General features: G+C 61.6%; 11 protein-coding genes. 2 read left to right on the top strand and 9 right to left on the bottom strand.

The genetic code is table 11. The annotated features are described in order from the left end of the window. Nucleotides 1–12: 12 nt before the first annotated feature. From GNX18_RS13965 to glmU, 7 genes are all read right to left on the bottom strand, one after another. Nucleotides 13–7245, bottom strand: coding sequence for an autotransporter subunit C (locus GNX18_RS13965; protein ID WP_166218857.1), 7233 nt, complete (start codon nt 7243–7245; stop codon nt 13–15). A 526-nt stretch (nt 7246–7771) separates the two neighbouring features. Further along, nucleotides 7772–9601 (bottom strand): glutamine--fructose-6-phosphate transaminase (isomerizing), encoded by a 1830-nt coding sequence (gene glmS, locus GNX18_RS13960; RefSeq protein WP_166218856.1) that lies wholly within the window; start codon nt 9599–9601, stop codon nt 7772–7774. Nucleotides 9602–9819: 218 nt separating this feature from the next. After that, nucleotides 9820–10581: a DeoR/GlpR family DNA-binding transcription regulator gene (locus GNX18_RS13955; protein ID WP_138236754.1), complete on the bottom strand. Its 762-nt coding sequence runs from the start codon at nt 10579–10581 to the stop codon at nt 9820–9822. 178 nt (nt 10582–10759) lie between these two features. Next, on the bottom strand, nt 10760–11935 hold the full coding sequence (locus tag GNX18_RS13950; protein WP_166218855.1) for a dihydrolipoamide acetyltransferase family protein: 1176 nt from the start codon (nt 11933–11935) through the stop codon (nt 10760–10762). Beyond that, complete coding sequence (locus tag GNX18_RS13945; RefSeq protein ID WP_166218854.1) at nt 11932–12939, bottom strand: alpha-ketoacid dehydrogenase subunit beta; 1008 nt, start codon at nt 12937–12939, stop codon at nt 11932–11934. Before GNX18_RS13945 ends, GNX18_RS13950 begins: the two co-directional genes overlap by 4 nt. After that, complete coding sequence (gene pdhA / locus GNX18_RS13940) at nt 12940–14049, bottom strand: pyruvate dehydrogenase (acetyl-transferring) E1 component subunit alpha (RefSeq protein WP_166218853.1); 1110 nt, start codon at nt 14047–14049, stop codon at nt 12940–12942. It lies immediately after the preceding gene. A gap of 420 nt (nt 14050–14469) precedes the next feature. Beyond that, nucleotides 14470–15846 (bottom strand): bifunctional UDP-N-acetylglucosamine diphosphorylase/glucosamine-1-phosphate N-acetyltransferase GlmU, encoded by a 1377-nt coding sequence (gene glmU, locus GNX18_RS13935; RefSeq protein ID WP_166218851.1) that lies wholly within the window; start codon nt 15844–15846, stop codon nt 14470–14472. Nucleotides 15847–15994: 148 nt separating this feature from the next. Between glmU and GNX18_RS13930 the strand changes: the two genes are divergently transcribed. Both GNX18_RS13930 and GNX18_RS13925 read left to right on the top strand, forming a co-directional pair. Beyond that, nucleotides 15995–16888 carry a cation diffusion facilitator family transporter gene (locus GNX18_RS13930; protein ID WP_166218849.1) on the top strand — a complete coding sequence of 298 codons (894 nt, stop codon included), beginning with the start codon at nt 15995–15997 and terminating at the stop codon, nt 16886–16888. Between the two features lie 276 nt (nt 16889–17164). Next, nucleotides 17165–20494: an amidohydrolase family protein gene (locus GNX18_RS13925; RefSeq protein ID WP_166218847.1), complete on the top strand. Its 3330-nt coding sequence runs from the start codon at nt 17165–17167 to the stop codon at nt 20492–20494. A 223-nt stretch (nt 20495–20717) separates the two neighbouring features. Here GNX18_RS13925 and GNX18_RS13920 read toward each other — a convergent pair whose 3' ends face one another. Both GNX18_RS13920 and GNX18_RS13915 read right to left on the bottom strand, forming a co-directional pair. Beyond that, entirely contained in the window at nt 20718–22205 is a 1488-nt protein-coding gene (locus tag GNX18_RS13920) for a lipopolysaccharide assembly protein LapB (RefSeq protein WP_166218845.1), read from the bottom strand. Continuing rightward, nucleotides 22202–23260, bottom strand: a complete 1059-nt coding sequence (locus GNX18_RS13915) for a patatin-like phospholipase family protein (RefSeq protein WP_205827934.1) — start codon at nt 23258–23260, stop codon at nt 22202–22204. The genes GNX18_RS13920 and GNX18_RS13915 overlap by 4 nt, the downstream gene beginning before the upstream one ends. Between the last annotated feature and the right edge of the window lie 94 nt (nt 23261–23354).

The following is a 23354-nucleotide window of genomic DNA, read 5'->3' as shown; positions in this document are numbered from 1 at the left end:
AAGGAATTGCTCTTAACCCGCGATTCTCCTGCGCCAAATAGCGCCGAGTGCCAGCAGGCAAAGTAGCCAGAGGCCGACACTGCCACCGCTGGAGCCGCCGGAGCTGCCACCCCCCGGGCTCACCGGGTTTTCACCACCACTGGAGTCATCCCCACCACCGGAATCCTCGTCACCGGAATCCCCATCACCGGAATCCCCGTCGTCTTCATCCGGGAAATCCGGAGCCTCCAGGGTGAATTCGAAGATGACTTCATCGGAGGACAGCATCGGGTTGCCATCGTCCGTCACCACGATACTGACGCGGTAGCTACCCGGAGACATGGCTTGCGGATCAAACGTGAAGGATGCCTGATCGCCCGGCGTCACTGGCAACTCATCGGTATACCACTGGTAACTGTGGCTGTCGCCGCCGTTAACGTCGGTCACCTCGGCCGCCAGCGTCACTTCACCGGCATCGGTGGTAAACACGGTTCCCGACTCACCGTTTTGCGTGGCACTGATGCTCGCCGTTGGTGCGATATTGCTGTCGGTGAACGTCATGCGGTGTTGCTGGTGCTCGCTGTCGATCGGCATCTCAAAAGGTTCATCACTGCCGGCCCAGGCCGATGCCAACTCAAGCGTAAAACGCTCATCCGGCTCGACAAGGTCGTCTCCGGCGACGGGAATCTGCAGCGCTGCGTTCGCCAGCGACTCGGCAGACTCAATGATCACGCCCAGATTGGCGAGATCTACACCTTCATCCCCCTCGGTCACCAGGTCCGCCGCGGTGACATCACTGTCAGACTCCAGCCAATTTACCAGTACCGCGACCGGATACTCCGGGGAGGGGCCCGACAGGCTTATCGCCACCAGGGCCAGGTTCTGCTCACCGGTGATGGATTCGGACAGGCTGAAGCGCACCATCGGGTAAATCTTCACGGTCTGTGCCATGGGCTCTGACCGATTACCCTCGTCGTCTACGGCAACCCATTGCAGCGCCAGATTGCCGCTGGGCAGCGATACCTGCTGCTCGGCGTTGCGCGCCAACACCTTGCCGTCGAGCTCCACTTGGTATTCCAGCTCGTTGTCGAAGTTGTCGTACGCCTGAGCCTGCATCACGTTCAGGATGACCAGAGTGGTTTCGCCAGTGGCGGCCACGCTGATGGCTTCCGGCACCTGCTGCATTTCCGGTGCATCGACATCGACCCAGCGCTCCGAATCATTCGGGTAGGGGTCTGCGTCATTCACTACACCGTCGTTGTCGGTGTCGTTCAGCGATGCGTCCAGAGTCAGGCCGGAGGTGGACTGGCAGGCGCTGTCGCAGCTGGCGAGCCAGGCATCCGGCAGGCCATCGTTGTCGGCATCAACCGAGGCGGCGGCGTTGTTAACAAAAGCGTCTTCATCGTTCACCACGCCATCGTTGTCGGTGTCGTTCAGCGATGCGTCCAGAGTCAGGCCGGAGGCGGACTGGCAGGTGCTGTCGCAAGCTTCGAGCCACGCATCCGGCAGGCCGTCGTTGTCGGTATCGACCGCGGCGGCCGCATTGACCGGGAAGGCATCCTGTTCGTTGGCTACGCCGTCATTGTCGTTGTCGTCGTCCAGTGTGAGGCCAGAGGCGGTTTGACAGGCACTGTCGCAGTTGTCGAGCCAGGAATCTGGCTGGCCGTCGCCATCGGTATCGACGGAAGCGGCGCTGTTGTTAACAAAGGCGTCTTCATCGTTCACCACGCCGTCGTTGTCGGTATCGTTCAGGGATGCATCCAGTGTCAGGCCGGAGGTGGATTGGCAGGTGCTGTCGCAAGCCTCGAGCCACGCATCCGGCAGACCGTCGTTGTCGGCATCGACCGCAGCGGCCGCACTGACCGGGAAGGCATCCTGCTCGTTGGCTACGCCGTCATTGTCATTGTCGTCGTCCAGCGTGAGGCCCGAAGCGCTTTGACAGACACTGTCACAAGACGCAAGCCAAGCGTCTGGCAAACCATCACCGTCGGTATCCACAGATGCGGCGCGGTTGTTAACAAAAGCGTCTTCATCGTTCACCACACCGTCGTTGTCGGTGTCGTTCAGGGATGCGTCCAGAGTCAGGCCGGAGGTGGACTGGCAGGCGCTGTCGCAAGCTTCGAGCCACGCATCCGGCAGGCCGTCGTTGTCGGCATCGACCGCGGCGGCCGCACTGACCGGGAAGGCATCCTGCTCGTTGGCTACGCCGTCATCGTCGTTGTCATCGTCCAAAGTCAGGTCAGAGGCGGACTGACAAGCGCTGTCGCAGCTGGCGAGCCAGGCATCCGGCAGGCCGTCGCTGTCGGTATCGACCGCGGCGGCCGCATTGACCGGGAAGGCATCCTGTTCGTTGGCTACGCCGTCATTGTCGTTGTCGTCGTCCAGCGCGAGGCCCGAAGCGCTTTGACAGACACTGTCGCAAGACTCAAGCCAAGCGTCAGGCAAACCATCACCGTCGGTATCGACGGAAGCGGCGCTGTTGTTAACAAAGGCGTCTTCATCGTTCACCACGCCGTCGTTGTCGGTATCGTTCAGGGATGCATCCAGTGTCAGGCCGGAGGTGGATTGGCAGGTGCTGTCGCAAGCCTCGAGCCACGCATCCGGCAGACCGTCGTTGTCGGCATCGACCGCAGCGGCCGCACTGACCGGGAAGGCATCCTGCTCGTTGGCTACGCCGTCATTGTCATTGTCGTCGTCCAGCGTGAGGCCCGAAGCGCTTTGACAGACACTGTCACAAGACGCAAGCCAAGCGTCTGGCAAACCATCACCGTCGGTATCCACAGATGCGGCGCGGTTGTTAACAAAAGCGTCTTCATCGTTCACCACACCGTCGTTGTCGGTGTCGTTCAGGGATGCGTCCAGAGTCAGGCCGGAGGTGGACTGGCAGGCGCTGTCGCAAGCTTCGAGCCACGCATCCGGCAGGCCGTCGTTGTCGGCATCGACCGCGGCGGCCGCACTGACCGGGAAGGCATCCTGCTCGTTGGCTACGCCGTCATCGTCGTTGTCATCGTCCAAAGTCAGGTCAGAGGCGGACTGACAAGCGCTGTCGCAGCTGGCGAGCCAGGCATCCGGCAGGCCGTCGCTGTCGGTATCGACCGCGGCGGCCGCATTGACCGGGAAGGCATCCTGTTCGTTGGCTACGCCGTCATTGTCGTTGTCGTCGTCCAGCGCGAGGCCCGAAGCGCTTTGACAGACACTGTCGCAAGACTCAAGCCAAGCGTCAGGCAAACCATCACCGTCGGTATCGACGGAAGCGGCGCCGTTGTCAACAAAGGCGTCTTCATCGTTCACCACACCGTCGTTGTCGGTATCGTTCAGGGATGCATCCAGTGTCAGGCCGGAGGTGGATTGGCAGGTGCTGTCGCAAGCTTCGAGCCACGCGTCCGGCAGACCATCGCTATCGGCATCGACCGCAGCGGCGGCGTTGTCAACAAAAGCGTCTTCATCGTTCACCACGCTATCGTTGTCGGTATCGTTCAGGGATGTGTCCAGAGTCAGGCCAGAGGCGGAACGGCAGGCGCTGTCGCAGCTCGCGAGCCAGGCGTCCGGCAGACCATCGCTATCGGCATCAACCGAGGCGGCGAAGTTTGCCGGGAAGGCGTCATCTGAGTTTTCAGCGCCGTCGCCGTCGCCATCGCGGTACACAGTGCCCTGTAGGCGCAGGCCCGGCAGTTCGGTATTGCTGCCAAAATCCCAGTAGCCATTACCTTCGGCATCGGTATGGCTGGACCAACCGGCATACAGGGTGCTGCCCGTCATGCAGGTGATGTCATCGGCGCCGGTGGGACACTGCAGATCGGCCACGTTAGCACCCTTGGCGCCCGTACCTCCAGCGCTGGTGGTCTGACCCGAGATATCGGTGGCCCAGTAGCTGGCGCTGGCGGTACCCACAGTACCAATCAGTCCGCCGACATAGGCGCGCCCCGACACATGGGCGCTGGACAGGCTGGCGGTTACCAGGCCACCACCCCACCCCACCAAACCACCGACATGCTCGTCCCCACGCACGGCACCGGTGACATAGCTGGCGGTGATGGGGGTTGCGCTGGCGTCACCGAGAATACCGCCGACTCGGTTACCATTGCCGGCAACCACACCGCTGACAAAGGTGGCTGTGATCTGGCTGTTTTGTGCAGCACCTGCCAGCCCCCCCACAAAACTGTCGCCTTCGATCGCCATCAGCGGCCCGCTCAGGCCCAGCTCGCGGACGCTGGCATTGTAGAGATAGCCGAACAGGCCCTGAGCGCTGTTGCCAGGGCGCGCAATCATCAGGTTGCGGATGACATGACCGTTGCCATGAAATACGCCGGTGAACTCATCGGAAGAAACGCTGCCAAGCGGCTGCCAACCCTCGCCCCCGTTCCAGTAGGTGTCGTTGCTGTCGAGGACGCCGTCGCCGTTGGTGTCGAAGTCCAGATCCGCGGCGAGTTCGTAACCGCGGCAGCGCGCCTGCAACACACCGCTGACCAGAACATGCGGGCAGCCCGAAGTATCCAGCGCGCCGTCAGCGCTCAGGCGCCGGCCCCAACCGGCGAGGCTGTGGCGCACGGCATCCAGTTCCGCCAGGGTAGCAATGTCGATGAGGCCATCGGAATCGGCGTCCGCGTCGGTAATGCCGTCATTGTTGTCGTCGTCGTCGTCGTGGTTGCCAATGCCATCGTTATCGCTGTCGCCCGGCATCTCGTCGAGGGTCAGGCCGGAGGCGGACTGGCAGGCGCTGTCGCAGCCGGCGTTCCACTGGTCGGGTAAGCCGTCCAGATCCGTATCCACCGTGGCGGCGGCGTTTTCGGGGAACTGATCCAGTACCAGGCCGCTGGCGGCGCGACAGTCGGCATCACAGCCGAGCGCCCAGCGGTCTATGGCGCCGTCGCCGTCACTGTCGCTACGGGCGGCAAACTGCGTGGGGAAATCATCGTCCGCGTCCGGAGCGCCATCGCCGTCGCCATCGCGGTAGACGGTGCCCCGCAGGCGCAGGCCCGGCAGTTCGGTATTGCTGCCGAAATCCCAGTAGGCGTTACCTTCATCATCGGTATGGCCGGACCAATCGGCATACAGGGTGCTGCCAGTCACGCAGGTGGTGTCATCGGCGCCAGTGGGGCACTGCAGTTCGGCCAGGGTGACACCTTTGACGCCCGTACCGCCATAACTGGTGGTTTGACCGGAGGCATCGGTCGCCCAGTAGCTGGCACTGGCGGAGCCCGACGTGAGAATACCAATCAACCCACCGACAGTTCCGCGAGCGGACACATAAGCAGTGGACAGACTGGCGGTAACCAACGTGTCGCTGTAGCCCCACCCCAGTAGGCCACCGACATACTCGCCCCCACGCACAGTACCGGTGACATAGCTGGCGGTGATAGTGGTTGCGCTGGCGTCACCGACAATACCGCCGATACGGTTACCGCTGCCGGCAACCACACCGCTGACAAAGGTGGCAGTGATCTGGCTGTTGTTTGCACGACCTGCCAGCCCGCTCACATAACTGTCGCCTTCGATCGCCATCAGCGGCCCACTCAGACCCAGCTCCCGGACGCTGGCATTGTTGAGATAGCCGAACAGGCCCTGATAGTAGTCCTCCGGACGCGCGATCATTAGATTGCGAATGACATGACCGTTGCCGTGAAATACGCCAGTGAACGCATCAGAAATGCTGCCAAGTGGCTGCCAGCCCTCGCCCCCGTTCCAGTAGGCGTCATTGCTGTCAAGAGCGCCGTCACCATTGGTGTCGAAGTCCAGATCCGTGGTGAGTTCATAACCCTGACAATTCGTCTGCAACACACCACCGACCACAACATGCGGGCAGCCCGAGGTATTCAGCGCGCCGCCAGCACTCAGGCGCTTCCCCACCCCGGCGAGGCTGTGGCGCACGGCATCCAGCTCCGCCAGGGTGGCAATCTCTATAAGGCCATCGGAGTCGGCGTCCGCGTCGGCAAGGCCGTCGTTGTTATCGTCGTTATCCTCGTGGTTGGCAATGCCATCGTTATCGCTGTCGCCCGGCATCTCGTCGAGGGTCAGGCCGGAGGCGGACTGGCAGGCGCTGTCGCAGCCGGTGTTCCACTGGTCGGGTAAGCCGTCCAGATCCGTATCTACCGTGGCGGCGGCGTTTTCGGGGAACTGATCCAGTACCAGGCCGCTGGCGGCGCGACAGTCGGCATCACAGCCGAGCGCCCAGCGGTCTATGGCGCCGTCGCCGTCACTGTCGCTACGGGCGGCAAACTGCGTGGGGAAATCATCGTCCGCGTCCGGAGCGCCATCGCCGTCGCCATCGCGGTAGACGGTGCCCCGCAGGCGCAGGCCCGGCAGTTCGGTATTGCTGCCGAAATCCCAGTAGGCGTTGCCCTCGGCATCGGTGTGGCTCGACCAATCGGCATACAGGGTGCTGCCAGTCACGCAGGTGGTGTCATCGGCGCCAGTGGGGCACTGCAGTTCGGCCAGGGTGACACCTTTGACGCCCGTACCGCCATAACTGGTGGTCTGACCCGAGGCATCTACTGCCCAGTAGCTAGCGCTGGCGGAACCAAAAATACCAATCAGCCCGCCGGCAGTTCCGCGAGCGGACACATAAGCAGTGGACAGGCTGGCGGTTACCAGATCACTGCCCCGCCCCACCAAACCACCGACATACGCCTTCCCACGCACGACCCCTGTGACATAGCTGGCGGTGATGCCCCCCGAGGCAATACCGACCAGACCACCAATATTATCGGTACCCACAACCGAACCGCTGACAAAGGTGGCGGTGATCTGGCTGTCGCCCGCTTGACCTGCAAGCCCACCCACGGCCCACCTGCCCTCGATGGACATCAGCGGCCCGCTCAGGCCCAGATCTCCGACAGTGGCATTGTTGAGATAGCCGAACAGGCCCTGATACCTGCCGTCGGGGCGCGCGATCATCAGGTTGCGGATGACATGGCCGTTGCCGTGAAATGCGCCGGTGAATGAGTTGTAGTAATCACTGCCAAGCGGCTGCCAGCCCTCGCCCCCGTTCCAGTAAGTGTCGTTACTGTCGAGAAGGCCATCGCCGTTGGTATCGAAGTCCAAATCGGTAGTCAGTTCAAAGCCGATGCAACCGTCAACCGGACAGCCAGCGCTGCTGCCATAGAGGGTGGAGCCATCCAGATTATTGCGGATCTCATTCAAATCGGCCCAGTCGTCTATCTCGATCAGGCCGTTGTCATCAAGGTCGTAATCCGCGCGGCCGTCGGCCGCCCAGGAAGATGAGCTCGTTAAAAATAAAGCGAGAAATAAGAAAAAAGCGCGCGGCATAGCACTCTCCATGTGCGGGACAATCTGGCTTCCAGCCCGGGGAAATTGTTTTTTAATCGCCACCTAATTTCTGGTAACGAAAAAAGCAGGCGGCGACCTTAACAGATTTATCCGCCATGAAATAAGTTGCATGTCTATAAAAACAGCATTTATAGAAATTTATTGGCGTGTTTTTCTTTCATCTGATTTTTACTCTACCTTTCACCAAACAAATTACAGAGAATTACACACATTTGGAACTAACGTACTGTTTTTATTGAATGTTTTAAGGCGTGATTGTCTGAGAATTTCAAGCTTCTAATGTTGAGATCACCGATATCTTTTCCGCTGGAAACTCATGTCGAGCAGAACATCAGTACCAATAAAGATTTTATTTCCGGGATTGGTAAAACTGCTTTAAATGGGTACGGACAGGTAATCAGCTACCGGATGAATATTCGATTGCCAGCAACGATTCCGAATTGAATTCAACATAAAAATTGGGCCGCAATTGCGGCCCAATTTTATATAAATGTGATGATCGTATTTATTCAACCGTCACCGATTTGGCCAGATTGCGTGGCTGATCCACATCGGTACCTTTCAACAGCGCCACGTGATAACTCAGTAACTGCAAGGGCACGGTATACAGAATCGGCTGCAGGCTCTCCGGTGCATCCGGCACTTCCACCACGGTCACCCCCGACTCACTTTTGAATCCTGCTTGCGGGCTGGCAAACACAAACAGTTCGCCGCCGCGAGCGCGCACTTCCTGCAGGTTGGATTTCAGTTTTTCCAGCAGTTCGTCGTTCGGCGCAACGACGATCACCGGCATATCCGCATCCACCAGCGCCAGCGGGCCGTGTTTCAGTTCGCCAGCCGGGTAGGCCTCGGCGTGGATGTAGGAAATTTCCTTCAGCTTCAGTGCGCCTTCCAGCGCGATCGGGTATTCCACACCGCGACCTAAAAAGAGCGCGTGATTTTTTTCCGCGAAGGCTTCACTGGTGGCCTGCACCAGCGCGTCTAGGCCGGTGAATTTCTCCATCAGTTTTGGCAGCTGGTGCAGGGCGCTTACCAGTTCCGCTTCGCGTTCGCTGCGCATGCCGTTGGCTTTCGCCAGCGCGATGCAGAATATCTGCAGGGCGACGAGCTGGGTGGTGAAAGCTTTGGTGGAGGCGACACCGATTTCCGGGCCGGCTTCGGTCATCAGGTGCAGTTCGGACTCGCGCACCAGTGAGCTGTTGGGCACGTTGCAGATGGTCATGGAGGCGAGGTAGCCGAGCTCCTTGGCCTGGCGCAGGGCTGCGAGGGTGTCGGCGGTTTCACCGGACTGGGAGATGGTGACGAACAGGGTTCCCGGGCGCACGGCGGTTTTGCGGTAGCGGATTTCGCTGGCGACTTCGACGGAGCAGGGCACACCGGCCCAGTCTTCGATCCAGTAGCGTGCCACCAGGCCGGCGTGATAGCTGGTGCCGCAGGCGACGATTTGTACCTGTTTTACCTGCGGCAGGATGTCGTTGGCGGCAGTGCCGAGTGCCTGAGAAAGCACGGAGTGTTCGCCGATGCGGCCGGCCATGGTGGCTTCCACCACTTTCGGCTGCTCGAAGATTTCCTTCTGCATATAGTGGCGGTAGCGGCCTTTGTCGGTGGCGTCGTGGCCGCCCTGGAGCTTGTTGACCGGGCGGCTGACTTCTTCGCCGGTTTTGTCCCACACGGCGATGCTGTCGCGGGTGACTTGGGCGATGTCGCCTTCTTCCAGGAAGATGAAGCGGTCGGTGACCTGCTGCAGGGCCATGGGGTCGGAGGCGATGAAGTTTTCTTCGATGCCGACGCCGATAACGAGCGGGCTGCCGAGGCGCGCGCATACGAGGCGCTCGGGGTCGCTGGCACAGACGACGCCGAGGGCGTAGGCGCCGTGTAGTTGTTGGGTGGCGGCGGAGACGGCCTGCAGCAGGTCGCGGTTGTTTTTGGCGAGGTCGTGGATCAGGTGCACGACGACTTCGGTGTCGGTTTCGGACTGGAATTCGTAGCCTTTGGCGATGAGCTGGTCGCGCAGTGCCTGGTAGTTTTCGATGATGCCGTTGTGCACGAGGGCGAAGTTGCCGGAGGCGTGCGGGTGGGAGTTTTTGTCGGACGGTATGCCGTGGGTGGCCCAGCGGGTGTGGGCGATGCCGAGCTGGCCGGCGGTGGGGTTGTCGTCGAGGGCGCTTTCCAGGTCGGCGACTTTGCCCTGGGTTTTGCGCAGTTGCAGTTTGCCGTCGCCGTTGACGAGGCACACCCCCGCGGAGTCATAGCCGCGGTATTCCAGTCGGCGCAGGCCTTCCAGCAGGATTCCGGTTACGTTGCGTTGGGCGAGGGCGCCTACGATTCCACACATATTGCTAACCTCAATAGTTCTTTTGCACTGAACTGCTTCAGTGGCGTTGGCGCTACCGGGTAAGGCTTTGCGAGACACGGACTAGGCGTCCCCCCTCAACCCATCCCTGGGGGCTCTTCTAAAACATCCCTGTTTTAGAAGGTCTCGCAAAGGCTTACCCGGTATCGTCACCTTCTCGTCATAGTTCAGCGTGCTGATCACGCTCTTGCTTTCGTTGTTCAGCTAACTTCTGCGCAAATCACACGCAGTCCTCTGCGCTCCAGTTGGGCGCAGACCTTGTCTTCAATTCCGCTGTCGGTCACCAGGGTGCCGAACATGTCCCAGCTCAGTTCCAGGTTGGGAATGCGGCGACCCACCTTGCTGGACTCGGCCATGACGATGACTTCGCGCGCGACGTCGGCCATGACCCGGGAGAGGCCGATCTGTTCGTTGAACGTGCAGGTGCCGCGCTCGAGGTCGATGCCGTCGGCGCCGATGAAGGCCTGGTCGAAGTCGTAGCCGCGCAGGACCTGTTCGGCGACCTGGCCCTGGAAGGCTTCGAAGTGGGGGTCCCAGGTGCCGCCGGTCATGAGCAGGGTGGGTTCGTTTTCCAGTTCCCGCAGCTGGTTGGCGACGTGCAGGGAGTTGGTCATGACGACGAGGCCGCGCTTTTTGTCGAGCTCGGGGATGAGGCCGGTGGTGGTGCGGCCGTAGTCGATGACGATGCGGTTGTGGTCGCGGATGAGTTCGGCGGCGGCGCGGCCGATGGCGCGTTTGGTCTGGGACAGCGGGTCTTCGGCAACCAGTTCCCGCGGCAGGGGGATGGCGCCGCCGTGGCGGCGCAGCAGCAGGCCGCTGTCTTCCATGGCTGCCAGGTCCTTTCGGATCGTAACTTCCGAGGTTTCGAACTGGCGCGCCAGTTCTTCGACGCTGGCTTCGCCGGCCGTGTTGATCTGACTGAGTATCTGGTGGCGGCGCTGTTGGGTGTTGCGTTTGGACATGTCTGGCCATCTTTCGATTCGTAAGAAAAGCATAGCAAACCGAAACTTATGTTCACACCCCGAATTTCCATACAGGGTAATGTGAGAACCTGTAGGAGCCTGCTTGCAGGCGAACAAACCGCGCGCAGGGCTGCTTGTGGATTCGCCTGCAAGGCAGGCTCCTACGGGAAGCGGTGCATCAGGACTCGAGGTGCTCTTTCAGCGCCTTGAGGAACCGGGCCAGTTCGCCGCCGGTGACGGCGCGGTGGTCGGCGGTGAGGGACAGTGGCAGCAGCTTGCGCACGCGGGCCTTGCCCTTGTGGGGTAACACTGCTTTGTGGCTGCGGCCGGCGCCGACGATGCATACCAGTGGCGGCAACACCACGGGGGTGGCGAAGCGGCCAATAATGCTGCCGAAGTTGGACAGGTGGATAGTGGCGCCCTGCAGGTCGCTCTGGGGGATGCCGCCCTCGTCGGCCTGCTGTTTGAAGCGGGCGATGGTGTCGAGCAGTTCGCCGTCGCTGTGGCCAGCGATGTCTTTCAGTACCGGTACAAACAGTCCTCGGGGGGCGTCCACGGCGAGGCCGATATTGACCGGGGTCTGCGGCGCCAGGGTGTCGTTGTCGAAGTGGGCGTTCAGGTTCGGCTCGCTGGCGGCGGCGTGGGCGATGGCGCGCAGCAGGCGCAGAGTGGTGCTGGTGCCCTTGGGCCAGTCGGAAATATCTACCTCGTCGCACAGGGTCATCGGGCACACGAGATCGCGGCTGCGACCCATGGCCAGCGCCATGGCGCGGCGGGCGGGCTCGCTGCTGGCAGCGGGAACCGGTGAAAATTCTGCGCTTGCCGCCGGCGCTGCTTCCCTTGCAGGTGGGGGGTGGCCGCCGGCGGCGGCGCGCACTTCTGCTTCGCTGAAGCGGGAACCGGCCGGGTGCAACCTGCTGAGGTCCACGCCCAGCTGCCGCGCCAGCGCGCGCACGGCGGGGGTGGCGTTGCGGGAGCGGCTAGACATCGGGCGCTGTTCCCGCGCCAGCGCAACGCTACCGGATTCGATTTTTCCGACAACAGTCCCTGAATCCTCGCCGGATCCCTTCGATTTTCCCGGTGTTTTTTCCCGTGTTTTTTCCGATGCTTGTTCGCTTGCGGGTTCCGTAAAGCCCACCAGCGGTTGGCCGGTCTGCAGGGTTTCGCCCTCGGCGACATACAGCTTTTCCACAGTGCCTGAATAGGGGGAGGGCACTTCCACCAGCGCCTTGGCGGTCTCCACGGTGACCAATGCCTGGTCGGCGGCGACGCTGTCGCCCTCGCGCACCAGCCACTCGCGCACGGTGGCGTCCGGTAGGCCCTCGCCGAGGTCCGGCAGTTTGAAGATTTTCACCGCCGCCCCTCCCGTGAATAACCAAGCGCCACGCGCGCCCCGGCGAGTATCCGCTCGACGCTGGGAAGATACACATTCTCCAGCTGGTAGTAGGGCATGACGGTGTCGTAACCGGTGACCCGCTGCACCGGCGCCTCCAGCAGATCGAAGGCGTACTCCTGAATCTGCGCCGCAATCTCGGCGCCGAGACCGCCGAAGCGCGCGGCCTCGTGCACTACCACGCAGCGGTGGGTTTTCTCCAGCGAGTCGATGATGCTGTGGATATCCAGTGGCTTGAGGGTGGCGGGGTCGATGACTTCCGCCTCGATGCCCTCTGTGGATAACTGTTCGGCGGCGGCGAGGGTTTCCTTCACGCTGGCGCCCCAGGCGATCAAGGTCAGGTCGCGGCCCTCGCGCAGCACGAAGGCGCGATCCAGCGGCAGTGCCTCGCCGTCATCCGGTACCGGCTGTTTGGCGGCGCGGTAGATCCGCTTTGGCTCCAGAAACAGCACTGGGTCCGGGTCGCGAATGGCCGCCAGCAGCAGGCCGTAGGCGCGCGCCGGTGAGGAGGGCACCACCACCCGCAGCCCGGGAACATGCGCAAAAATCGCCTCGGTGCTCTCGCTGTGGTGTTCCGGGGCGTGGATGCCGCTGCCGTAGGGCGCGCGGTAGACAATAGGGCAGCTGAGGCGCCCGCGGGTGCGATTGCGCATGCGCGCGGCGTGGCTGAGGATGTGATCGAGCGCCGGGTAGATGAATCCCATAAACTGAAATTCCGCGATTGGACGGAGCCCCTGGCTTGCCATGCCCACGGCGATACCCGCAATCATGTTCTCCGCCAGCGGCGTGTCCAATACCCGCTCCGGTCCGAAGCGCTGCTGCAGACCATCGGTTGCCCGGAATACGCCACCGTTCGCGCCGATATCCTGGCCGAACAGCACCACCTGTGGGTCGTTCGCCAGTGCATAGGCCAGCGCCTGATTGACCGCTTCCACCAGCGTAATGGCGTTATTTTCCTCCACCATCTAACCTCGCACTCCCGCTGTTTGTTCATCGCGCAGCTGGTCGTACTGCTCGTAGAGCCCCTCCGGCAGGTGCGCGTGGAGATGATCGAAGATGGCGGTGGCCGGTTCCGGTGGGCGGGATTCCCAGTTGTCGAGCGCCGCCTCCATGACCTGTGCCAGCTCCCGGTCGAGATCCTGCTGCTTGGCATCGCTCCACAGGCCCTCACTGCGCAGGTAGGCATCGAGCCGGCGAATCGGCTCCCACTGACGGGCCTGTTTCAGCTCCTCTTCACTGCGATAGCGGCTCGCGTCATCGGCGGTGGTGTGGTCGCAGAGGCGGTAGGAAATAGCCTCAATCAACGCCGGACCCTCGCCGTTTCTGGCGCGGGCCATGGCATCGCGCACCGCCCAGGCCACCGCCACCACATCGTTGCCATCCACCTGCAGCGCGGGAATGCCAGCGGCGATGGCCTTCTGAGCGATGGTCTGGGTGGCCGTCTGCGCCGTCCGCGGCACGGAAATCGCCCATTGGTTGTTGTTCACCACAAACACCACCGGCAACTTCCACACCCCGGCGAGGTTCATGGCCTCGTAGAAATCCCCCTTCGACGTCGCCCCTTCGCCGGAACTGGTCACCGCTACCTGCAGCGGCGTACCTTGCTGTCGGTGGCGGTATTGGAGTGCGAAGGCGACACCGGCGGCGTGCAGTGCCTGGGTGGCGATGGGGATGCAGATGGGCAGGTCGTGCGGCGCGTGCTGGAAGTTCTGCCCGCGCTCGTCACCGCCCCAGTTGGCGAGGATTTCCTCGATCAGCACGCCGCGCTCGAGAAAGGCGCCAGTCTCGCGGTAGTAGGGGCAGTAGACGTCTTCTTTCATCAGCGCGTTGCCGACGGCGACGCCGATAGCTTCCTGGCCAAGGCTGGAGGGATAGGTGCCGAGGCGGCCGGTGCGCTGCAGTTTTACCGCGCGATCATCCACCAGCCGTGCCAGTTGCATCTGGCGGAAGCAGTGCGCGAGCCAGTCAGGGCTGGCGAATTCCGGCAGTGGCTGGGTGGCGCGGCCCTGCTTGTCCAGGTACTGCAACCAGGCGATATCGAACGAGGCCTGGAGTTGCAGGCGTGGCTTGTGCATCGGCTGGGTTCCTTGGATTCCGATGCTTTCAAGTGTAGTTGTGTAGTGCGGCTTGTTTCGGGTGGGATTTTTTCAAGTAGGGTGGCGGAGGATCACTGGGACCGGGTTTTCAGGACCGAGCTAGGCGCCCCCCTTCAACCCATCCCTGGGCGCTTCGGCGCAAACATCCTGTTTGCGACGATCCTGAAAACCCGGTCCCAGCGCTCCACCTTCACGTCACGTGCAGCACTTCGATCGAACGCGGCTTACGAAGCAAAGAAGGTGGGCTGAAGGCAAAGTGCCGGGTATTTGTTTTCGAAAGCGTCGGCGACAGGGACGTCGCCGACGCCGCGTACAGGGATGTATTCACAGCGGTTTCGAAAACAAATACCCGGTGATTTGCCGCCACCACAGGGACTACAGAGAGCCCACCGCTGTGGGTCAGGATTTCTTAGTGGGCCGCTGCCAACCGCTGATATTGCGCTGCTTACCACGCGCCACAGCCAGTTCGTCGGTACTCACTTCGCGGGTAATAGTGGAACCCGCGCCCACCGTCGCACCGGCGCCAATTTCCACCGGCGCCACCAGTGCCGAGTTGGAACCGATAAAGGCGCGGTCGCCAATGACCGTCTTGGATTTGTTCACACCGTCGTAGTTGCAGGTGATGGTGCCAGCGCCGATATTGACGTCTTCACCCACCTCCGCATCGCCGATATAAGAAAGGTGATTCACCTTACTGCCGCGGCCAATCTTGGCCTTCTTGGTTTCGACAAAGTTGCCCACTTTCGCCCCATTGGCCAGCTCCGTACCCGGGCGCAGGCGGGCGAAGGGGCCAATGGTGCAGGCTTCGCCGACACTGGCGTCTTCAATGATGGAATTAGCTTCCACCACCGTGCCAGCCGCAAGCCTGCAGTTTTTCAGCAGGCAGTTGGGGCCGATGCTGACGCCATCGCCGAGAGCGACATCGCCCTCGAAGATGCAGTTAATGTCGATGGTGACATCGGCGCCGCAATTCAGGGTGCCACGCAGGTCGATGCGCGCCGGATCCAACAGGGTCACACCAGCCGCCATCAGCGCATTGGCGTGGTCCCGCTGCAGGGCGCGCTCCAGTTCCGCCTGCTGCGCGCGGCTGTTGACGCCGGCCACTTCAAAGGGATCGTCGGCGATCACGCCGGTAACCGCGACCTTCTCGCACACAGAGCGCGCGATCACGTCGGTGAGGTAGTACTCACCCTGGGCGTTGTTATTGGAGAGTTCCGGCAGCCACTGCGCCAGCAGATCGCCGGGGGCGGCGAGGATGCCCGTGTTGATTTCATTGATATTCAAGGTCTCGGCGTCGGCATCTTTCTGCTCGACAATGGCCTGCACCTGGCCGGCCGCATCGCGCACGATGCGGCCGTAGCCGCTGGGATCATCCATCACCACTGACAGCAGCGCGGGGCCGGAACTGGACGCCTCTAGCAGGGTTTGCAGGGTCTCGGTTTTCACCAGCGGCACGTCGCCGTAGAGCACCAGCACGGTCGCGCCCGCACGGAAATTGGGAATTGCCTGGGCAACCGCATGGCCGGTACCCAGCTGCTCGGTCTGCTCCACGAATTTCACCCCGCTGTCGGCAAAGCGCTCGCGCACCAGCTCGGCGCCGTGGCCGATAACCACGGTAATCTCGACATCCCCCAGCACCCCTTCACTCAGCGCCTTGGCCGCCCCGATCACCCGCCCCAGCATCGGCACCCCGCCGATGGGATGCAGCACTTTGGGCAGGTCGGAGCGCATGCGGGTGCCTTTGCCGGCGGCGAGGATGACAACGTCGATGGTCATGGTAAATCCGTTCAGTTCATAAAAATCGCCGCAATTGTCGCGACTAACGCATGGCTCCACAAGTTACCGCCGCGATCAGCGGGAAAATTGCCGCTAAAATTCCGGAGTCTTTGTTGATTATTTTCCAGCGGGTTGCGGGGTTCTGAGCATGGAAGCACGGGGGCTGTTGCTGTCGATCCTGGGCTGCCTGAGCATGGCGGTGCTGGGGTTCGCGTTTGCCCACTTGACGGGTTCCGAGGCCATTTTCCTCGACGGAGTATTCTCCCTCGTAAGTTTCGTCATGTCGGTAATGATGCTGGTGGTGTCGAGGATCATCCGCCGCGATGCCGATCGCCATTTCCCGTTCGGCTACGCCAGTTTCGAACCGGCGTTCAATGTCCTGCAGAGCATGGTGATCCTCGGTGTCATGTTGATGGCGCTGTCTTCCGCTGTGGCCGCGCTGTATCAGGGCGGCCGCACGCTGGATGCCGGCAGGGCGGTGATTTACGCGTCCATCGCCAGTACCGGCTGCCTGGTGGTTTATCTAGTGCTGCGACGCATTGCCAAACGCACCGGCTCCAGCCTGATCGAGGTGGACGCGTTTGCGTGGATGATGGACGGCGTGCTCAGCGGGGTAGTGCTGGTGGCCTTCACCCTGGTGTGGCTGTTTGGCGACGCGCTGGGCGGGTGGCTGCCGTTCGTGGACTCGTGGATGGTCATCGCCATGGTGGCGGTCATGCTGCCGGTGCCGGTGAGAATCCTGTACCGCAACCTGATGGAGGTGCTGCTGGCCGCGCCGCCCATCGATATCCAGCGCGACATCCGCCGCGCCTTCCGCGATGCCATGGTGGATATTCCCGGTGAAAACTGGTCGCTCAGTATCGGCAAAACCGGCCGCTCCGTGTACCTGCATGCGCGTATTCTGCTGGATGAAGCGCACCACAACGCGAGCATTGTGCAGGTGGACGAATGGCGCGAGCTGCTCACGGAGCGCATGGCGAAGTTTGTTGCGGAACAGGAGTTCGATGTGGTGTTTACCACCGATGCCTCCTACATCGGCTGAACCCCGGAATTGACGGAAAGCCGCAGACCCCACCCGCTGTGTACCCAACCGCACCGCCGGTCGCCGACAGAGCATTATCCGGCCATCATTAGCCACCCCGAAGATTATGCTGTTCGGCGCAGATCCATTGCCTTTTCCCCGCATTCCCGTAATTTGAACCCAGGTTCACACGGTGAGCCCCCTGACATAACCACAGACACAACCACAGGTATAACGAGAGCGGCGCCAAAAGTGCCGCCATGGGCATCACATACCCCACGCACCCGAGAGCCATTCATGATCAAAACATTCAAAGCCCGAGCACTGGCGCGCCTGATCGGCAGCGCTGGCTTCGCCCTGACCCTGCCGCTGGCCGCCGTGGCCGAGGAAACGAAGAAGGAAGCGGACAAGTGGGATGTGAACAAACCGCCGTACGAGTTCAAATCCATTCCCCTGGACACCCGCGAGACCACCTGGAGCAACCTGGACATCAGCCCGGATGGCAAAAGCATCGTGTTCGACATGCTCGGTGATATCTACGAGATGCCGGTCGCCGGCGGCGAGGCCAAAGCCATCACCAGTGAGCTCGCCTGGAACACCCAGCCGCGCTTCAGCCCCGACGGCAAGTCCATCGTGTTCGTGAGCGACCGCGACGGCGCGGACAATATCTGGGTGATGGACCGCGACGGCGGCAACCTGCGCCAGCTGACCACCGAAAGGGAAAATCTGGTGCACGGGCCCAACTGGTCCCCGGATGGCCAGTATCTGGTGGCGCGCAAGGGCTTTATGTCCGGCCGCAGTATCCCGGCCGGTGAGATCTGGATGTACCACCACGGTGGTGGCGAGGGACGCCAGATCAAGGCGCGTCTGGGCGGCGAGAGTGCGCAAAAGAACATCTCCGACGCGGTGTTCTCGCCGGACGGTCGCTACATCTACTACACCATCGACACCACACCGGGCACGGTATGGGAATACAACAAGAACTCCACACAACAGCTGTTCGCCATCAATCGCTACGATCTGCAGGACGGCAAGGAGGAGACCTTTGTCTCCGGTCCCGGCGGCTCGATTGCGCCGGTTCCGTCTCCGGACGGCAAGAAGCTCGCGTTTGTGCGCCGGCAGGATTTCCAGACCTCGCTGTTTGTGAAAGACCTCTCCACCGGCCTCGAGACTCCGATCTACACAGGCCTCGAGCGGGATTTGCAGGAGACGTTCGGCTCCCACGGCAACTATGTGCAGTACGACTGGATGCCGGACGGCAAGTCGCTGATTGTGTGGTCCAAAGGTAAATTCCAGCGCATCGCCGCCGACGGCAGCAGCCTGGAAACCGGCGCGCGTGAGATCGTCGCGCACATCAAGACCGAGAAGAAAGTGGCCGACGCGGTGCGTTTCCCGGTGGACGTGGCGCCGGAACAGTTCGACGTGAAGATGATCCGCTGGGCGCAGACCTCGCCGGACGGCAAGCAGGTCGCCTTCCAGGCCCTGGGCAAGATCTACGTTCAGGATATTAAAAGCGGCGAACGTCGCCGATTGACCAACCAGGATGAACATTTCGAGTTCTACCCCAGCTGGTCCCGCGACGGCAAACAGATCACCTATGTAACCTGGGACGACGAAAAGCTCGGCCAGGTGCGCGTGGTCTCCGCGCGCAACGGCCGCGGCAATACCGTCACCGGTGAGCCCGGCCTGTATGTGGAGCCGAGTTTTTCTCCCGACGGCGAACAGGTCACCTTCCGCCGCTTTACCGGCGGCTACCTGCTCTCCCCGGAGTATTCCCTCGAGCCCGGTATCTACCTGGCCGATGCCGGTGGGGACTGGCAGCGCCGCATCGCCAAGTCCGGCTACGAGCCGCACTTCGGTGCCGACGGCAAGCGCATCTATTTCTCCGAGTACGTCTACGGCGATGGCGGCAAGCGCGTGTTCAAGAGCGTGGACGCCAACGGCAAGGACGAGCGCGAGCACTTGCATGGCGCCGAGATCACTTCCTTCCGCCTGTCTCCGGACGGCCGCTGGGTGGCGTTCACCCAGGACTTCAAGGCCTATGCGGCGCCGTTCATGCATACCGGCAAATCCGAATCCATCGGCCCCAACGCCACCGCAGTGAAGGTCACCCAGGTGTCCGCACGCGCCGGCGAGAACCTGCACTGGTCCGCCGACAGCCAGACCCTGGGCTGGGCCCACGGACCCAAGCTGTACCAGCGCCAGTTGAAAGACGCGTTCGACTTCGTCGCCGGTGCACCGGAGCAGCTGCCGGAGCCGGTGAGCGAGGGTATCGACCTCAGCTTCAAACAGTCTTTCGCCAACAGCGACAAACTGGTGGCGCTGACCGGCGGCACCCTGGTGACCATGCGCGACGCCGAGAAGGCGCAAGAAGTCATCGAGAACGGTGTGGTGCTGTTCCGCGGCAACCGCATCGTCGCCGTGGGCGCCGCCAGCGAGGTGGAAATACCGGTGGGAACCCAGCGTATCGACGTCACCGGCAAGACCGTGCTGCCGGGCCTGATCGATGCCCACGCCCACGGCGCCCAGGGCCGCGAGGAGATCATTCCACAGCAGAACTGGAACCTGTATTCCAGCCTGGCGTTCGGTGTGACCACCATTCACGACCCCTCCAACGACAGCAGTGAGATTTTCTCCGCGGCGGAACTGCAGAAGGCCGGCATCATCAACGGCCCGCGTATCTTCTCCACCGGCACCATCCTTTACGGCGCCAAGGGTCCCGGCTACAAGGCCAAGATCAACAGCCTGGAAGATGCCGAGTTCCATGTGAGCCGACTGAAGGAAATGGGCGCTATCTCGGTGAAGAGCTACAACCAGCCGAGAAGGGAGCAGCGCCAGCAGGTGCTGGAGGCGGGCCGCAAGCTCGGCTTGATGGTGGTACCGGAGGGCGGCGGTAAGTACCAGCACAACATGAACATGATTGTGGATGGTCACACCGGCGTGGAGCACTCTCTGCCAATCGCCAATGTCTATTCGGACGTGGAGCAGCTGTGGAGCCAGACTCAGGTGGGTTACACCCCGACGTTTGTGGTGGCCTACGGCGGCCTCACCGGCGAGTACTACTGGTACGACCACACCGAGGTGTGGAAGAACGAGCGTCTGACCCGCTTCACCCCGGACTTTATCGTCAACCCGCGCTCCATCCGGCGCGAGCGCGCGCCGGACCACCACTACAACCATTTCAATGTGGCGCAACACGCCAAGCAGCTGCGCGACAAGGGCGTCACTGTACATATCGGTGCTCACGGCCAGCGCGAGGGGCTCGGTGCGCACTGGGAGCTGTGGATGATGGAGCAGGGCGGTTTTACTCCGTGGGAGGCGTTCCGCGCCGGCACCATCGATGGTGCGCGCTACCTGGGGATGGACAAGGACCTGGGCAGCCTGGAAGCGGGCAAACTGGCAGACATTATTGTGGTGGACGGCAATCCGCTGGAGAACCTGCGCCTGTCGGAGAACATCAAGTACACCGTGATCAACGGCAAGGTGTTCGACGCGGCGACGATGAACGAGGTGGATGGCGATGAACGGCTGGCATTCTTCCACGAGCGTTTGCCGGTAAGCGCCATGCCGACGCCGACCGCGGAAGCGATCCAGGAAAAGCAGGAGCGTCACCACTGGGTGCACTGATTTTTACGATTAGTTGGAGCAAAGCGCAGCGGTGCTCAAAAAGCATCGCCGCGTTTTTTGCATCTGTGGAACCTAAGAAGTGTTTTCCTCGTCACCCCCGCGACTCGCTAGAGCAGCGAAGCTCACGCGGGGGTCCAGCTCCGCGGAGTTTCTGGATTCCCGCGTGAGCTTCGCTGCTCTAGCGAGTCGCGGGAATGACGCTTGTCAGAGGTGCCCGCTACAGCTATTGGTTTCTGTCCAACAACGCCTGCGCACTGGAGCGCAGCTGATCGGAATGACTCCAGGCCACCACTCGCTCGAGATATTCGCGCGCCAGCGCGTGCTTGCCCAAATGCGCCAGATAAAAGCCAATGGCGGCATTCAGGTTCAGGTGATTGGGTTCCTGCTGATAGGCTGCCTGCATGATCTGCAGTGCCTCTTCGCTTTTTCCTTTCAGTTGATAGGCGGTCCACAGGGTGCGGTAGCCGGGTAGGTAATCCGGGCCCATCTGCACGGCGATTTTTCCGTACTTTATCGCCTGCTCGTAATACTCCTCGTTCCACTCGCGGGTGAGCGAAAGTGCCTGCAGGCGCAGCAGGTAGTACTGGGCGAGGTTGGCGGCGGTGAGGTGGCTGACCTGGCCGTGCTCGCCGATTTCTTTCAGCACTTTTTCGCCGGGCTTGTAGTTTTTGTCGCGGGCTTCGATCGTCGCCATGGCGGTGAGATTTTCCTGCCAGCCGAGACCCTGCTGTTCACTCCGCTTCAAATAGTTGATGGCAAGTTTCGGTTTGTCGAAATCCACAGCCTCGTCTGCCAGTAGATACAGGCGTTCGTTTTCCGTGAGGGCGCGGCGGGGAATAGAGTACTGGTAAGCGGGAATATCCAGCTTGTGGCGCTGAATGTCGTCGCGCATGTAGGCGAGCATTTCCCGCTGGATTTCCTCAACAGATTTGCCGAAGTGTTCCGCGAAAATTTCAAATGAATTGTCACCGGCGGCAACTGCCTGCAGATACGCTGCAGTGGCGGCGCGGTAATCCGGGTGGCCGGCGTTGTGGCCGAGCTGTAAATAGTGGGTGAGAAGCCAGGCGCTGGCGTAGTAGTTGTTCCAGTAGTTGTTCCAGTAGCGGCTGTTGTCTTTGCCGTTCTGTGCGGCGAGCGGCGGTGGTGCCAGCAGCTGCTCGATGGTGAGCGGGTCGTCGTCGGCCCAGGCACTGAGACGCCACTCCGGCAGGCCGCCTATCACGACTTCTTTATTGCGCAATTCCGCGCTCGCCAGCAGTTCCGCGAATCCCTCGGAATACCAGCGCGGGTAGGTCATGCCGCTGCGCTCGCGCATCAAGTGATGCACGTATTCGTGAAAAATCAGCCCGGAGCCGGAAATACCGTGATCGCCGTCTCGGGAGAAAATGATCGGTCCCTCCCAGGTTTCGCGGTAGAGGCCGGCGATTTTTCGGTCGCCGGTAAACTGCTCGAATTCATCGGAATCGCGGAAGTGGAATACCCGCAGGTTGTTGTTTTCCGGGATTTCCTCCTGGCCGGTAAAGTAAAGCGCGGCGCGGCGGAAGCGTTCGAGGTCCCGCATCAGGGTATTGACCCGGCGCTCGGGTACGTCGGAGTAAACGGTGAAATTTTCCGACTGGTATTCGTACCACTCCGCCGCTCGCACACCAGGAGAGATGATGCCGGTGAGTAGGCCGCACAGCAGCAGTACCAGAGCGCCTGTCGGTTTCACGCTTTCGCCACCATATCTTCAATCCAGGTGCGCAGCCGCCGGGTTTCCACCTGACCGGCCTCAATCGCTTCCGAGGCGCGGGCATACTCGGTACCGCTGATAGCGCCCACTTTCGGCATGATCAGCACATCCGGCGGTGATCCCATCATACGTGTGCGCTTGTGGCGGCGCTCCAGCACTTCCATTGCCTTGCGCATGGTGTCGAACATGCCCGGCGGAGGGATTTTTTGGTCGCGCCGGTGGCGGATCTGGTTCAGCTGCTCCTTGCCTTGCTCCACCAGCCGCGAGAAGCTGGAAATAGCGAGGGGTTTCTCTTCCACATCCTGTTTCGCCGACTCGTCGGATACGGTGTCGCGCTCCACTTCGGCAATGTCTTCGCTTTCCCGGGCCAGTTCGGCCTGTTGCGCAGCGGATGAACGCCGGCTGACGACACGTTTTACCTCGCCGTGCTCGCGCTCCATCAGCGGGCGACCGTCTTCGGTGACATCCACTGCGATCACCACCGTGGCGCCCATGGCGCGGCACACGTCCACCGGCACCGGATTCACCACCGCGCCGTCCACCAGCCAGCGTCCGTCAAGCGACTTTGGCGAGAGCAGGCCGGGAATCGAGCAGGAGGCGCTCACGGCGTCCTGCAGGTTGCCCTCCTGCAGCCAGATTTCCTGGCCACTATGGAGGTCGGTGGCGACGGCGGTGAAAGGTAGCGGGAGGTCTTCGATATTCTCGTAGTCGAAGCCCTCGAAAAATGCGCGAAAGGGTTTGATGCCGCCGATAACGCCGCCACTCAGGGTCCAGTTGATATCCAGTAGGGAAAACACCCGCCAGTTGTCCAGCATGCGCACCCAGTCTTCCAGCTTTTCCAGACAGCCGCCGGAATAGGCGGCGCCCACAAACGCGCCCATGGAGGTGCCGGCGATGACCTGGGGGCGGATACCCATTTCTTCCAGCTCTTTCAACACGCCGATATGCGCGAAGCCCTTGGCGGCGCCACTGCCGAGGGCCAGCCCTATACGGGGCTCGCCATTGTGGTTTGTCACCTTTTTCATAGTCTTCATCGTATTCGCTGCGGTTGACGAAAGTATGATGGCGCGGGTAGAAAAAAGTTGAATTTCGAGCACAAAAAAAGCAGCCGAAGCTGCTTTTTTTTGG

It is taken from the genome of Microbulbifer sp. SH-1 (assembly GCF_011326135.1).
GTDB classification, from domain to species: Bacteria; Pseudomonadota; Gammaproteobacteria; order Pseudomonadales; family Cellvibrionaceae; genus Microbulbifer; species Microbulbifer harenosus.
Note: the sequence above shows the minus strand (reverse complement) of the source record. Positions and strands in the feature narration are given on the sequence as shown.

Coding starts and splice junctions, on each gene's coding strand:
- GNX18_RS13965 (WP_166218857.1), bottom strand. CDS start 7,245: ATGCCGCGCGCTTTTTTCTTATTTCTCGCTTTATTTTTAACGAGCTCA.
- glmS (WP_166218856.1), bottom strand. CDS start 9,601: ATGTGTGGAATCGTAGGCGCCCTCGCCCAACGCAACGTAACCGGAATC.
- GNX18_RS13955 (WP_138236754.1), bottom strand. CDS start 10,581: ATGTCCAAACGCAACACCCAACAGCGCCGCCACCAGATACTCAGTCAG.
- GNX18_RS13945 (WP_166218854.1), bottom strand. CDS start 12,939: ATGGTGGAGGAAAATAACGCCATTACGCTGGTGGAAGCGGTCAATCAG.
- pdhA (WP_166218853.1), bottom strand. CDS start 14,049: ATGCACAAGCCACGCCTGCAACTCCAGGCCTCGTTCGATATCGCCTGG.
- glmU (WP_166218851.1), bottom strand. CDS start 15,846: ATGACCATCGACGTTGTCATCCTCGCCGCCGGCAAAGGCACCCGCATG.
- GNX18_RS13930 (WP_166218849.1), top strand. CDS start 15,995: ATGGAAGCACGGGGGCTGTTGCTGTCGATCCTGGGCTGCCTGAGCATG.
- GNX18_RS13925 (WP_166218847.1), top strand. CDS start 17,165: ATGATCAAAACATTCAAAGCCCGAGCACTGGCGCGCCTGATCGGCAGC.
- GNX18_RS13915 (WP_205827934.1), bottom strand. CDS start 23,260: ATGAAGACTATGAAAAAGGTGACAAACCACAATGGCGAGCCCCGTATA.